This is a genomic window from Bifidobacteriaceae bacterium (assembly GCA_031281585.1).
Taxonomy (GTDB): Bacteria; Actinomycetota; Actinomycetes; order Actinomycetales; family WQXJ01; genus JAIRTF01.
Window position 1 is genome coordinate 1 of sequence record JAITFE010000086.1, and the last position, 14050, is coordinate 14050.

The following is a 14050-nucleotide window of genomic DNA, read 5'->3' on the forward strand; positions in this document are numbered from 1 at the left end:
CCGATTCGCCGCCGCCTGGGGAAGTGAGGCAGACTAGCACCGGAACTCCTGGTGGGAGGTGGTTTTGACGCTCCCTTGCTACCAGGAGTTCCCCCACGTCACAGCCCCAACACGCCGCACCCCGTCAAGTTCCCAAACAGCCACTTAGCGATGCGACCATGTTCATGAACCCGTTGATTGCGTTGGTCACGGGCCGGCTGGGATCCAGTTCGCGCGCCCGCCGGGCTATCCGTCGGTTGAGGGCGATTCCGCGTGGCGTCGCGGTCTCCGCCACCTCGTTCCCGATCGAGTACATGATGACCGAGGGATGGTTGAAGTCCTTGGCGATCATCGAGGCGAGGTCCCTTTCCCATTCGGACTCGAAGTCCGCGGAGTAGTCGTGCTTCGACTTGCTGCGCCACCAGACGTCGGTCAACTCGTCCACCACGAGGACGCCGCGGCGGTCGCACGCCCGCAAAGCGGCGCGAGAAAGCGGGTTGTGGGCGCTGCGGATCGCGTTGTAGCCGCTTTCCTTCAGTATCCTGATGCGGCGGTCTTCTGCGGCGTCGAGGGTGTGAGCGCCGATGACGCCGCTGTCGTGATGGACGCAGGCTCCCCTCAGCTTCACGGCGCCGCCGTTGATCCGCAGCCCGTCGCGGGCGTTGACCGAGATCATCCGGATTCCGATCTCGTCTTCCGCCTCATCCATCTCGCCGCCCTCCGCCCGGACACTTGCCCGAAGCCGGTACATGTCGGGGTTGGCGGGAGACCACGGTTGGACAGCGCGGATCTCGATAACGGCGTGGACCTCGGCAACCCCGTCTGACTTGATCACCGCTGAGTGAGCGGCCGATTTGAACCGTTCGCCCGCCGGGCTGACCAACTCCGCCTCGACCACAGCCGCCCGCGTGCCCGGCGAGACGTTGCGCAAGGGTATGGTCACGGCCACTTCCGCACAGGTCCCGCAGATGCGCGTCGTGACTGCTCGCGGACCCTCGGGGGCGACGAAGACGGCCGGTCCGGTCAGCAAGTGGACCGGGCGGTAGATGCCGCTGCCGGTGTACCAGCGGCTGTTGGGCTCGCCGCTGTTGTCGGCGATCACTTCGACCGTGTTGGGGCAGCCGAAGTCAAGCAGGCCGCCGATGTCCACAGTGAACAGCGCGTACCCCGACGCGCGGCCTCCAGCCAAGTGCCCGTTGACGAGCACTTGTGAGCGCTGGTAGACGCCCTCGAACTCGAGAAACACCGCCCCGCCCCGCCACCCCTCCGGGGCGAGGAAAGTCTTGCGGTAGCGGTACTTCCCGCCGGGGAAATAGCCGGTTCGCGGGCCGTTGCGGGTTTCCGGGTCCCGCCCCTCGTGGAACATCGCGTCGTCGGGAAGGATCAGAGGCCCCCGCGCGGCATCGGGCCTGTCGGGCGTGGCGGTCTGGACGTACCAGTCGTCGGCGAAAGGCTCGCGTTTCATGGGCGTTCAGCGAACCGACTTGATCGGGACGATGACGGCCGCCGCCGCCACCACGCAGACCAAACCGAAGACGAACAGCGCTGGATATCCCCCGAATGCGTTGATGAGGAAGGCGGCCAGTCCGGGAGAAGCGGCGCCGGGGATGTTGTTGGCGATGTTCAGGATGCCGAGGTCTTTCGCCGCAGAAGCTCCGGCCTTTGGGAGAACTTCCGTCATCAGGGCCTGGTCGGCGGAGAGGTAGAGGCCGAAGCCCATCCCGACGAGGATCCCGAGGACGCACATTCCCGCGAGCGTGGGCGAGAACAGGGGGACAACCAGTCCGGCGCCCATGAGGACGGACGCGATGTAGAGGAAGACCTTCCTTCGGCGTAGCCGGTCGCTCAGCCATCCGCCGAGCAGCACCGTCGCCAGGACGCCGCCGAGCAGAGCTACGCTGAGGAGGCCGATTTTCTGGTTCGCCTCCGCTTCGGTTAGTCCAATGTAATCGGTCAGCGTGTAGAGCTGGTAGACGGACACGATGGTGTAGCCGAAGAGGAAAAGCAGACGTCCGAAGAACGCTAGGTGAAAGTCGGGGTACCTGCGGGGACTGACCCAAAAGCCCCGGACGAATCCACGCCAGTTGAACGGCTCGCGCTCAAGGGCGAGGCTGGAGCTGTCCCGGTTGAACGCGATGAACGCCCCAGTCACGGCGAGGATGGCCACGCCAAAGACGGTGTAGCCGGGCCCCAACCGCTCGGCAAGGGCCCCGGCGCCCACGACCCCCGCGGTTGTGCCGATGATGGTTCCGATGCCCACCGCGGCGGAGGCGGTTCCGCGCTTGCTGCGGGGAAAACGGTCCGCCACAATCGCGGACAATGGGCCCTGAAGCACGTTCAGCGCGAGTTGGATCACCACCCAGAACGCGGCGACCCAGAACAGGGACCGCAAGTGGCCCATGCCCAAGAGGAAGACGGCGGCGATCATAGATCCCGCCAGCATCCATGGCGTGCGCCGTCCCAGCCGCGACCGGGTGCGGTCGCTGAACGCTCCGATGATCGGCTGGACCACGAAAGTAAACATGACTCCGATGGTGGTGACCAAGGCGAGGTTGGTGATCTTGTTTTCGGGGTCGAGGTCTCTCACTTGGTTTGGCAGAAGGACCTGCTGGAGCCCCTGGTAGTTGGCTAGCAGCGCGATCCACACGACGGGGAGGGAGAGCAGCAGACGGCGGTGGGGCGCCTCTTCAATTGGCGGCCCGGCCGCGGCGGCCGGATGGGCTGGAGGTGTGGCGTTCGACATCGTTGTCCGTTCTGCGTTCAGATGGTTTGGCCTAGATCGGGGGCGTGCGAGCGTGACTTTTCGGCGGTCATGCCGCGCGCCCGGCGCTGACGGCGCGGCCCACTGCGTGAAGCCAACCGGGCCACCGGTTGTCTGGCCCCGCGGAGTAGTCCCAGAGCATGTTGTTGCAGACGTACCCCACGGCGACACCTGTCGCGGGGTCTGCGAATGCGAGGCGCCCGCCCGCCCCGGTGTGCCCAAACGAATGCGGTCCGAGCATTGGGTTGCCGGTGCGATAGATCTCGAATCCCGACGAGAACCGCAAGGGGTGCTTGTCCGGCAGTCTCGCGAAACTGCCTGGTGAACGCAAACCGTCGGTCTGGGGCGCCGCGGCCCGCCTGATTGTCGCGGCCGAAAGGAGGCGCGGCGTCCCTTCAACATCGCCGATGGTCGCCGCGTACAGCTTCGCCAACGAGCGGGCGTCGCCGATCCCGTTGCCCGAGGGAAACTCGGCCGCGTGGGCTTTCCTCGTGTTCAGTAGGCGCATAGCACCGTCGCCATGGGGCGCGACCGCCAAGACCGCCTGGACCAAAGGGTCCTTCCGGTCGAGGGCAAGCCAGGCGCGCAGGGCGATGCCGACCTTCACTCGCTGGTGGACGACGAGTTGCGGCACAACACGGGGCTCCAACTCTTGAGGAAGGCCGATCCACAAGTCGAGGGCCAAGGGTTCGGCGATCTCGCGTCGAAACACAGTGCCGATGGTGTCGCCTGTTACCCGTCGGATGGCCTCGCCGACAAGCTGCCCGAATGTGAAGGTGTGGTACATGAATGCTGTGCGAGGTCGCCAAAATGGCGCCATGCGCTCGAGCGACGCGATGGTGCGACCCCAGTCCAGATAGTCGTGCGGTCGCAGCCCGTCGGCGGCCGGGAACTGAGCGAGGCCGGCTCGGTGCGAGAGGACATCGCGCAAGGTGATCTCGGCTTTGCCGTTCTGCGCGAATTCCGGCCAGTAGCTGCCGATGGGGGCGTCGACGTCGAGTCTTCCCTGCTGCGCCAGCCGGTGCACCAGGATGCTGGCAATGCCTTTTGTCGCCGACGTGAGCACCTGGATGCCATCTCCGGGGTACGGCAGATCGCGGGCCAAGTCCCGGCCGGCCCAGATGTCGACCACCTTTACGCCGTGCTGGTAGACGGCCAACTGCGCTCCGCCGGCGTCTTTGGCCTGCGCTTGAGCGAACGCCTGACGGACGCTTTCGAAGCCGGGGGCGACATCGCCGCGGGTTGCAGCGGTCACGGCCGGGCGCCGAACACGAGGTCCGCGAAGTCGCGCCAGGCCGCGCGCAGATCGATCGAGGGGTCGCGCAGCCATGCGAGTTGGATGCCCTCATGAAAACTGTCGACCATTGTGACGAATCTCTCGGGATCGGGATGCCAATTGGCGGTCATGGCGACAGCCCGCTCCCGGATGCGCCGCGCGCGGTCGACTAGGTGCTGATGCGCGGGGTGAGAGGGGTCCAGGGATTCCGCCCCGAGGATGGTGTACAGGCGGACGATCTCAGGACATCCCGCATCGCGGTCGATGAGACGGTCCATGAAGGCCCGCGCGCCCTCGCGGGTGGACCCGTCCACGCCAATCTCGGCCAGGAAGCGCTCGTTCGACTCATCCTGGTGGTCGAGGACCGCGACAAGGAGATCCTGCTTCGAGGCGAAGTAATGCAGCATACCCGCGTTGGTCATCTCGCATTCTTCGGCGAGTCGCGCCAGCGTCAGGGCGTTGTAGCCGCGAGCGGAGATGAGCGCGGTCGCCGCTTCCAGAATCATGGCTCGGCGCTCGGGGCCGCTGAAGCGCACCCGCTTCCGGCCTTTCTCAACGGCAGTTTGCGATTTGGTCATGTCTCCCTCCCTCAGATTCTGACCGAAAGCGCGTTAGGGTCGCCGGAGAACGCCCCGATCTCAAGGCGCGTCCGCTCGGACGCGGGGCGGAATCCGGCCGCTGTCCACCGCTGGAGGGGCCGTGTTGTCGCCCGCACGGCGACCTCTTCCGATTCGCCCGCGTCAAGGCGCACCGGGGCGAATCCGAGCAGAACCCGCGTCGGGAAGTCGTCGCCGGCGCCCTCTGGAACGCCGTACACCTGCACGACATGGCGTCCGGCCCGCTCGCCGGTGTTGGCCACCCGCACGCGGACATCGAACCCGTCCTTGTCGCGGCCGACGATCACAACATCCGAAAGCTTGAAGCGGGTGTATGACAGGCCCCATCCCAACGGGAATGCGGCTGCGTGCCCCTTGCGATCCAGCAGCCGTTGACCGAACCAAATGTCGTAGGTGACGCTGGTCGCGTCGCGGTCAAAGAACGGAAGATGCGCCTCGGACGTCGGAATCGAGAACGGGAGGCGCCCAGAAGCGTCCTCCTCGCCCAAGAGCACTTTGGCGAGAGCACTGCCACCCTCCGCCCCTGAGTACCAGCCGATCACCACGGCCGGGACGCTTTCGCGCCACTCTTCGATGATGACGGCTCCGCCAGTGACGATCGACACGACCGTTCGCGGGTTCGCCGACCCCACGGCGCGGATGATCTCGGCGTCGATGGGACGCAGCCTGAGACTCGCGCGGTCGCCGCCGATCCCGCTGCCCCCGAGGATGTTGATGCTCCCGGGGCTCTCCGGATTGCTCATGCCCGCGATGACCGCCTGGCCGGCCGGGTCGTCGCCGACAGATGGCAGGATTGCCAGCAGGGCGGGGTCCGTGAAGGCGCTGGCGTCCACGTACTCCCCTTCGTCTTCCGAGGTGTATCCGGCGATGACGATGGCCACGTCCGCTGCGGCGGAGGCTGCGGCTGCAGCTTGCGGGTCGTCATCTAAGACGAAGACGAATTCAGTGTCCGGCAGCGCGGCCACCAACCCCTCTCGCACTGTGACCACCGATGGGGCATGCACGTCGGATGATCCGTGGTCGCCGGTGTTTGGTAGATCGGCGAGCCGGCCAATCAGCGCCACCTTGCGGAGAGCCGCCCGGTCCAAAGGAAGAACGGGGGCGCCGCCTACCTGGTCGTTCTTGAGCAAGACGATGCTCCGTTGCGCGGCCAAGCGGGCCAACGCCCGGTGCTCGTCGGAGAACACGACACCACGACTCGGTTCTTCCTTGTCGCGGGTTGCGTAAGACAGGATTTGCGTCCGCAGTATCCGGCGGCCCGCGCGGTCCACGTCCGCCCAAGACGCTCGGCCGGCGTCGAGGTCCGCGGGCAAGCGCGTCGCGCGGAGCTGGGCGAACGGCTCCTCGACGTCGAGGCCGGCCCGCAGCGATAAAGCCGCGTCTCGAATGCCCCAGATGAAGTCGCTGACTGTCACGCCCTCAAAGCCCCACATGCCGCGGAGCACGTCGGTCAGCAACCCCGCATTCTGACCAGCCCACTCGCCGTTGACTGAGTTGTAGGAGCTCATCACGCCGGCGACGCCCTCCTCGATGACGCGCCGGAAGTGCGGGAGATACACCTCGTGCAGCGCCCGGTCGTCTACCGTCACGTCCACCGCGAATCGCGCGTTCTCCATCGAATTGAGAGCGAAGTGCTTGACCACCGCCATGGCATTCCGCTGCGCGCCACGGGTGAGCGCAGCCCCGAACTCGCCCAGCAGGACCGGATCCTCGCCATACGTCTCCTGAACTCGCCCCCAGGCCGGGTGTCGCGGCAGGTTGACGCACACCCCGCCGTAGAAGTTGCCGCCCTGAGCCCGCAGTTCGCGGCCAATTGCGAGGCCGATTTGCTCTTCGAGTGCCACATCCCAGGTCGCGCCACGGGCCATCGAGACGGGGAAAGCGGTCGATTCGCCCAGCGTCACGCCGCGCGGACCGTCGGAGAAGCGCAACCCCGGGATGCCGAGACGCTCGACCGCGCCCATGACGATGGGCGCCCGGTTATAACCGTTCCCCAACATGTCGGCCATGGCGCCCCAGAACGGCGCGTCCCCGTCCAGGAGACTCAGCCTCTCCTCGGGAGTGAGGAGTGTCAGCAGTTCCTCGGCGGCGGAGTCTGCGGCCCCTCCGGCGCGTACCGCCGCGACGGCGACCTGGAAAGGCGAGACGGTTGTTGAAGGCATCGAGGCTCCTCTGGAACTTATCGACCAGTCGGTAGATAGCACGACGATAGCACACTCTCCCAAGAGGCAAGTGCCGTTCCGGATACCGTTCCTCGTGGGCGCCGAAACGCAAACTGCGGTCCAACCCCAGAGCCGTGAAGCGCAAGTACGAGAAGTTCCCCGTCAAACGGGCAGCCGCCGCGCCGCCCACGCCACCGGACAAGACCGTCAGACTGCGCTCACGCTAACCCAACGGTATTGATGTAAGGCGGCACTTGCGAGAGAAATGTCCAGCGCCCGCCCGGCAAGCCAAGGATCGATGTGGCCCCGGTAAGCATTCCGCCCAGGGCAGGTGCCAGGAGGCTGCCCAAGAAGCCGGCGGCGCTCGGGAACACGATGTAGCGGCCCCTGCGGGAAGGCGGGACAGACTGCTGAAGCAGAGCGTAGATGGTGGGCCAGACAAGGCCCCACCCTGTGCCGTCCACGCCGCGGCCCACGGCCAGCACGGCCATTGACGGCGCCAGTCCGGCTACCACTTTGCCCAGGGCCACCAGGCCGATCCCCAGCACCAAGAGGTGCTTTCGTCCCAGCAGATCGCCAATCCGGCCGAATATGGGCGTCCCGAGCATTGCCACCCACAGCCAAGCGACTTGCGTTAGCGCGTGCAGGCCCTCACTGATCGCCCGGACCGCCACCGCCGCCACCATAGCGTCCAGGCCGCCCGCGGCCATGCAGCCAGCGAGCAAGCCAGTGGTCAGAGCGGCCTGTCGCCCGGCGTCTGGCATTCCCATGTTCTAGACGCGGACGTTCTTGACTTGCGTCAAAGAGGTGGTCATTGGTTGGCCTCTTCCGCCAGAGAATCGGCGATCAAACCGAACGCGGCGCCGATAATCAGAACCGCCAAGCCGGGCATGATCGCGACCCACCAAGCCACGGGCAGAAGGGCGATCCCTCCTTGCATCATCTGGCCCAGCTCCGGGGTCGGTTCGGCCACGCCTATACCGAGGAACGCGAGCGACGCGACCAGACCCACAGTCCCAACGGCTTGGGCCGCCGCGTAGGACAGGTTGGTCGAGATGACCGCTGGCGCCACGTGCCTGGCCCGCCCACCCTCCGCGCTTCTCCCACTGGCGGGTGCAGATGGGCACCTCTTTGTCGCGACTGCACTCGGGTTTGAGCAAGCCGGCACCGCCACTCCCTGCACGTCCTACGGTGAGAGCCAGCTCTGGATTCGCGGAGTCCATATGGTCAGCATGGCCGGTAGTCGTACCAGTCCCAGAAAGCAGGTGCCGATGTCGCCAGGCCGGTTGCGTACATCCCTATGTAGACCCCGGTGAACCCGCCCGCCACCTCGGTCGACAAGTATCGGGTCTCGCCGCGCCCGATCTCGCGAGTCATTCCGCTGACATCCACGAAGCCGAAGCGGTAATGATCGGCATCCGCACCGACCACGAGGTCAATTGGCCCCGGAGGAAATGCGGACGTCGCCACTTCTGACACCAGGTCCCCGATGCGGCGCCTCAGAACCAGCTGGCGAGCGCCGTCGAGCAGGCGAAGCCCGATGTCGTAGTGGTGCGTCTCGTTCATCCGAACGGTCAGTCCCGCTTCGTCGGCAGCCGTGGGAGCAAAGTCGAGCCGGGAGGCAATTGTGAACTCATGGTCTTCTTGGCGGCGGCCGACGAACACCAGGTGCGGCTCGTCGGTGCTGTCGCGGCCCGGCTTCAGTCCAAGCCAGCCGGGGCGCCAATCGAGTGACCAGCTGGCAGGGTCGGGGTTGCGGAGATGGTTCCATTGGAGACCCAGAATCCGGCTGTCGAAGTCGTCGCGCCCCCAGCGGACTGCCGGTCGGCTGAGGGGAAGGTCAGGCGCGGGTGCCTCGAGTTCGATCATGCCCGACCCGGCGACCTGGGGCCAACCGTCGGCCGCCCAGACCACTTGGGCGAGAAAGGTCTCGCGCCCGAGGACGTGGACCGGGGGATTGCCGTGGGGCCGAACGCCGAGGCACAGCATCCACCAAGATCCATCCGGCAGTTCCACCAAGTCGCCGTGGCCGGTGGACTGGATGGCGCTGGCGCGCGAGCGGTGCGACAACACCGGATTGCGCGGGGACGGCTCGAAGGGGCCCCATGGCTCGGAGGAACGCGCGACGGTGACCATGTGTCCGTGGTCTGTGCCGCCCTCCGCCGCGAGGAGGTAGTAGAAGTCTCCGCGCCGGAACAGATGGGGGGCTTCGGGGAACCGGCCGCCGCTGCCGGCCCACAAGAAGCGGGACTCGCTCAAGCGATCGCCAGTGAAAGGGTCGACCAGACACTGCTGCAAGCCGCGCTGGAATCCCGGGGAAGCCTCCTCCACCTCATCCAGATTGGGCTCGATGGTGGAGGTGAAGTACGCCTTGCCGTCCTCGAAGAACAGGGATGGGTCGATTCCGTTTTGGTCTACCCACACTGGGTCGCTCCACGGGCCGGCGGGGTCGACCGCGTGGACAATGAGGTGGCCGCCTCCGGAAACGTTGGTCACGGTCATGAAGAAGATTCCGTCGTGCCAGCGGATGGTGGGGGCGAACAGTCCGCCAGACGGCCCGGCCGCGCTCAGGTCGAGTTGGCTGGGACGGTTCAAGCAGTGGCCGATCTGCCTCCAGTTGACCAAGTCGGTGCTGGCGAAGATGGGGATGCCGGGGTAGTACTCGAATGAACTGGTGACGAGGTAAAACGTGTCCCCGACGCGGCACACGCTGGGGTCCGGATGGAAGCCGGGAATCACCGGGTTGGCGAAGAGCCGCTGATGGGTCGGCCCCCGCCCGCCAGCGGCATCCGTGCCCCTCTGCAACTCGACGCCGTCGGGAGGTTTAGCGGCCATTGGCGTGCCTCACTTCCCGAATCCCGCCGTGATGCCTTGCACCAATTGGCGCCGGCCCACGGCGTAGGCCGCCAGCAGCGGAATCGCAGAGAGCACGACCGCTGCCAGGACCGCCGGGATGTTGATCATGAACTGGCCCTGGAATGTCCACAGCGACAGAGGCAAGGTGCGCTTGTCGGCGCTCTGGGTCAGGATCAGCGGGAACAGGAACCCGTTCCACACGGTAAGCGCGTCGTACACGGCGACGGTCACCAGAGCGGGCCGGGTCAGCGGCAGCACCAGATTGAACAGGAGGCGCCGGTCGCCGGCGCCGTCGAGCCACATCGACTCGAACAGTTCCCCCGGAATGTCGCGCATGAAATTGACCAGGATCAGCACCGTCAACGGAATGGCGAACGCGACCGACGGCAGGATCAGAGCGGCCAGCGTGTCGTAGAGGCGCAGCCTCATGACCATGTAGTAGACCGGGATTATCGTCGCCTGGATGGGTATGGCGATCCCCAGGAGAAAGACCGAGAAGATCCTGCCCGCGGCGGCCGAGCGGCTCCGGACCACCACATACGCGGCGGTCACGGCGAGCGCCAAGACGGCGGCCACGCTCGCCAACGTGACGATGGCGGAGTTGGCCAGGTAGCGCAGGAACCCGGATTCCCACACCAGGCGGTAGTTGTCGAAGGTCGCGTGGGACGGGAACGAGAGCGGGTTCTCCGTGTAGAAGGCGGATTGCCGGCGTAGTGACGTGATGAGGACGTAGTAGACGGGTAGAACCACGATGGCCAGCCAGATCGTGCTGGCCAGGCCGCCGATCACATTGGGGGTGGTTCGCCGGCTCATCACACGCCCTCCATTTGGCTTTCCATTCTGGTCGCGCCGGAGGCTTTGTTGAGCAGCAGTGACACCGCCAACCCGAGGGACACGAGGATTACTCCTATCACGCTGGCGCCTCCCATGTCCCAGCCTTTGAAGCCCGTCAGGTACATGTCCAGGGGCAGGATTCGGGTGGCGTAGCCGGGGCCGCCTCCGGTCAGGACGAAGATCAGGTCGAAGTATGTCAGCGTGCCGACCACGATCAGGGTGGACGAGGTGATGATTGTGTACCTCAGTTGCGGCAGGGTTATCGAGAAGAACTGGCGGATCCGCCCGGCGCCGTCCAGCATCGCGGCCTCGTAGAGAGATGCCGGGATTTGCCGCGCGCCTCCCTGATAGAGCAGCGAGTGGAACGGCACGAACTGCCACGCGATCACGAAAACGACCACGCCCAGCGCCAGGTTCGGGCTGCCGAGCCAGTCCTGGTTGAGGGCGGCGATGTCGAGGGCGTGGCCGAGCCCGAAGTTCGGGTCGAAAAACGCTTTGAAGGCGATGGCGATAGCCGCTGACGACAGCAGGATCGGGACGAAGAAGGCCACCGAGTAGATGGCCCGGTAGCGTTGGCGACCGGCCATGAACACTCCGAGCAGAAGGCTGACCGGCGTTTGGACCAGCCAGGTCACGACCACGAACCTGAGGGTCAGCCACAGGCTGTTCAGGACGCGGTCGTCGGACAGCATGCGCGTCCAGTTGGACGGGCCGGTCCACGTCGGCGAGCCGAGTCCGTCCCAAGTGGTGAAGCTGAGGGCCACCACCCCGATCAGGGGAAGCACGGCGAAGGCTCCGAAGACGGCCAACGCCGGAGCGGCCAGCCAGACCGACGGGCCTGGGATCGCATTGCGCTGGCCCGGCCGGCGGGCCCCGGCCCGGATGTCTGGCTTCCGGGCCGGGGCCTTGAGCTTCATTTCAGTGTGGCGTTCATGGCCGCGACGAAGTCGTCCGGGGTCGATTGGCCCAGGAAGACCAGGTCGAGGTTGGTGAGCAGTTCCTGCGCCTGGTCGGCTGGGAGCGCTTGATCCCACGACAGTTGGAAGTGGGGCGCGTTCACCGCCATCGAGTACGCGAAGGTCAGGTACTCGGCGTCCTCTTGGGCGGCTAATTGGCTTTCCAAACCGGTGACTGGCGGGATGCCGCCTCCCGCTATCACATCGGCGATGTAGGCGTCGTCGAACAGGGTCTCTGCCAGGTACGCGGTGGCCGTCGCCTGCGCCCCGGCGGTCGCGGAAGCGGCGACCGACCAGTAGTTCGCCGGATTGCCCGTGATGTTGGCCGGGTCGCCCTTGCCTCCCGTGACCTCTGGGAACCCCAGGAAGCCGAGGTTGCCTGCAGCGACCCATTCCGGGTTGTCGGTCTTGAAGTTCTGCGCGCACCAGCTGCCTTGCAGGATCATCGCCGCTTTGTCGGTATGCACCAGGGCGATGTCGGCGTTGGCGTCGGTGGAGACGGAGCTGAAGCTCTTGCCGAAGCCGCCCGCGTCGATCAGTTGCCGGATCAGCGTGAGGGCCTCTTTGAAAGCGGGGTCCGACCATGCGTCGGCCTCGCCCGCGACCACCTTGTCGAACGCCTCGGGGCCGCCGATCCGGTCGGTCAGATAGGCGATCCACATCAGTTCGGGCCACTTTGACTGGCCGCCGAGTGCGAACGGCGTGATGCCGGCGTCCACGAACTGTCCGACTACGGTCAGGAGCTCGTCCCAGGTGGCGGGCGGCTGCGCGCCGACCTTCTCGAACAACGCCTTATTGTAGTAGAGGATGACGGGCTGCATCGAGGACATCGGGACAGCGTAGACGCCGCTGTTGACTTCCCCGTTCGCCACCACCGACGGGATCAGCTTGCCGCGCAGCGCGGCGGTTTGCGCGCCGATCTCGACCACTTCGTTGTTGGCCACGTAGCTGTTGAGGGTGCCGCCGCTCCAATTCCAGATCAGGGTGGGCGCCTGGCCGGCGCCGACGGCGGTGCGGATTTTCTCCTTGTACGCCTCGTTCGCGAAGATCTCGGGCTTGATCTGCGCGTCGGGGTGAGCGGCGTTCCACCGCTCGAACGACGCCTCGAAGGCCGTCTGGTCGCCTCCGTTGAGAGCCCAGACGGTGGCGGTCTCCATCGCGGCAGCGTCGCCGTCAGCGGGGGTCTTGCCTCCGCCGCTTCCGGACGAATCGGTGTTGTCGCCGCAGCCAGCGAGCGCCAGTGCTGCGGCTGCCAGGATCGCGGCGCCGACTCTCGGACGCCGGTGTCGGAAGGACATGCTCATCATCTCCAATCTGATGGGAACGCAACATTGCGAAATCTTTGCGCTCGTATGTGGTTAGAAACGCTACACCAAGCGGTGTGAATGTCAACTCGTTTTCGCACGCCGCGCTTTGCGGCGCCGAAGCGCGTAGTAGCGTTGCGATGGCGGCTCGCGCGGCGACCGCGCCCAGACGAGAGGAGGACCAATGCCACCGGTTGGCCGGCGGCCCACCCTGGGCGACATCGCGCGCGCGACTGGAGTCTCCGCCGGAACGGTTTCCAAAGTTGTCAATGGGCGCCCCGACGTGTCGGCGGCCACCCGGCGGGCGGTCAATGACGCCATCAGCCGACTCGGGTACGTGGCTCCCGGGGCCAGGCGATCACGGGACACCAGCCAAATGCTGGAGTTCCTGTCCGGCGACTTGGTCAGCAACTACACCCTCGAAGTGCTCCGCGGAGCCTACCGGGCCGCCCACGACGCAGAGACGGAGGTCGTGGTCGAATCGGCGCTCGTCGAATCACGAGAGCCCCTTCGGCCCGGCCGGCCCTGGCTCCAGTCGCTGGCGCGAGCCGGCCGGATCGGCCTGCTCGTGGTGGCGTCAGATCTCCCCCCGGACCTCATCATCGACGCCGCGGCGACCAGGCTGCCGGTCGTGATGATCGACCCGGTCAACCTGCGGGATCCCGGCGTGCCGTCGGTCGGAGCCACCAACTTCCAGGGCGGCTTCGCCGCAGGCGAGCACCTTCTAGGGCTGGGCCACCGCCGAGTCGGGGTCATCCAAGGCCCGGAGGCGGTCATGGGCTCCACGGCCCGCATCCACGGCTTCCGCGCCGCTTTCGAGCAGGCAGGCAGCCCAATCGACCCGATGGCCATTCGCAGTGCGGACTTCACGTACGAGGACGGCTTGCGGGAAGGTCTGGCGCTCCTGGCGCAGCCGGAGCCCCCCACCGCGATCTTTGCCTCCTCCGACACGCAAGCCCTCGGGGTGTTGGAAGCCGCACGACAGGCCGGAGCCGCCGTGCCCGAGCGGTTGTCGGTGGTTGGTTACGACTCGACCATCTTGGCCGCCATGTCGACTCCGCCTCTGACTGCGGTGCGGCAACCGCTTGAGGAAATGGGGGCGGTCGCGGTGCGAACGCTGCTACGCCTGGCTCGGGGAGAAGTGCTCGATTCCCAGCACGTTGAATTGGCTACGGAGCTGATCGTCCGGGCCTCGACCGCTCCCGCCGCGACGATGTAATAGCCCAGGAACGGTTGACACCGCGCAAATTCGCGGTATATGTAGCGTTAGATCACGGCAGAATGCGCAACTCTTGCGGTCGCTGA

12 protein-coding genes are annotated in these 14050 nt (G+C 66.2%); 1 reads left to right on the forward strand and 11 read right to left on the reverse strand.

The annotated features are described in order from the left end of the window. Positions 1-124: 124 nt before the first annotated feature. From LBC97_09850 to LBC97_09900, 11 genes are all read right to left on the reverse strand, one after another. Complete coding sequence (locus tag LBC97_09850) at positions 125-1444, reverse strand: hypothetical protein (protein MDR2566334.1); 1320 nt, start codon at positions 1442-1444, stop codon at positions 125-127. Between the two features lie 6 nt (positions 1445-1450). Further along, entirely contained in the window at positions 1451-2722 is a 1272-nt protein-coding gene (locus LBC97_09855; protein MDR2566335.1) for an MFS transporter, read from the reverse strand. A gap of 67 nt (positions 2723-2789) precedes the next feature. Beyond that, entirely contained in the window at positions 2790-4070 is a 1281-nt protein-coding gene (locus LBC97_09860; GenBank protein ID MDR2566336.1) for a beta-lactamase family protein, read from the reverse strand. Beyond that, positions 3992-4594, reverse strand: coding sequence for a TetR/AcrR family transcriptional regulator (locus tag LBC97_09865; protein ID MDR2566337.1), 603 nt, complete (start codon positions 4592-4594; stop codon positions 3992-3994). The genes LBC97_09860 and LBC97_09865 overlap by 79 nt, the downstream gene beginning before the upstream one ends. An 11-nt stretch (positions 4595-4605) precedes the next feature. After that, positions 4606-6795, reverse strand: coding sequence for a glycoside hydrolase family 3 C-terminal domain-containing protein (locus LBC97_09870; GenBank protein ID MDR2566338.1), 2190 nt, complete (start codon positions 6793-6795; stop codon positions 4606-4608). A 218-nt stretch (positions 6796-7013) separates the two neighbouring features. Then, positions 7014-7559, reverse strand: a complete 546-nt coding sequence (locus LBC97_09875; GenBank protein MDR2566339.1) for an MFS transporter — start codon at positions 7557-7559, stop codon at positions 7014-7016. A 47-nt stretch (positions 7560-7606) separates the two neighbouring features. Further along, positions 7607-7867, reverse strand: coding sequence for a hypothetical protein (locus LBC97_09880; protein ID MDR2566340.1), 261 nt, complete (start codon positions 7865-7867; stop codon positions 7607-7609). 155 nt (positions 7868-8022) lie between these two features. Further along, positions 8023-9630 carry a glycoside hydrolase family 43 protein gene (locus LBC97_09885; GenBank protein MDR2566341.1) on the reverse strand — a complete coding sequence of 536 codons (1608 nt, stop codon included), beginning with the start codon at positions 9628-9630 and terminating at the stop codon, positions 8023-8025. 9 nt (positions 9631-9639) lie between these two features. Next, complete coding sequence (locus LBC97_09890) at positions 9640-10464, reverse strand: carbohydrate ABC transporter permease (GenBank protein ID MDR2566342.1); 825 nt, start codon at positions 10462-10464, stop codon at positions 9640-9642. Then, on the reverse strand, positions 10464-11402 hold the full coding sequence (locus LBC97_09895) for a sugar ABC transporter permease (protein ID MDR2566343.1): 939 nt from the start codon (positions 11400-11402) through the stop codon (positions 10464-10466). The genes LBC97_09890 and LBC97_09895 overlap by 1 nt, the downstream gene beginning before the upstream one ends. Continuing rightward, on the reverse strand, positions 11399-12739 hold the full coding sequence (locus tag LBC97_09900) for an extracellular solute-binding protein (GenBank protein ID MDR2566344.1): 1341 nt from the start codon (positions 12737-12739) through the stop codon (positions 11399-11401). Before LBC97_09900 ends, LBC97_09895 begins: the two co-directional genes overlap by 4 nt. Before the next feature lie 190 nt (positions 12740-12929). Here LBC97_09900 and LBC97_09905 point away from each other — a divergent pair, with 190 nt between their 5' ends. Then, positions 12930-13964 (forward strand): LacI family DNA-binding transcriptional regulator, encoded by a 1035-nt coding sequence (locus LBC97_09905; protein ID MDR2566345.1) that lies wholly within the window; start codon positions 12930-12932, stop codon positions 13962-13964. Positions 13965-14050 lie beyond the last annotated feature (86 nt).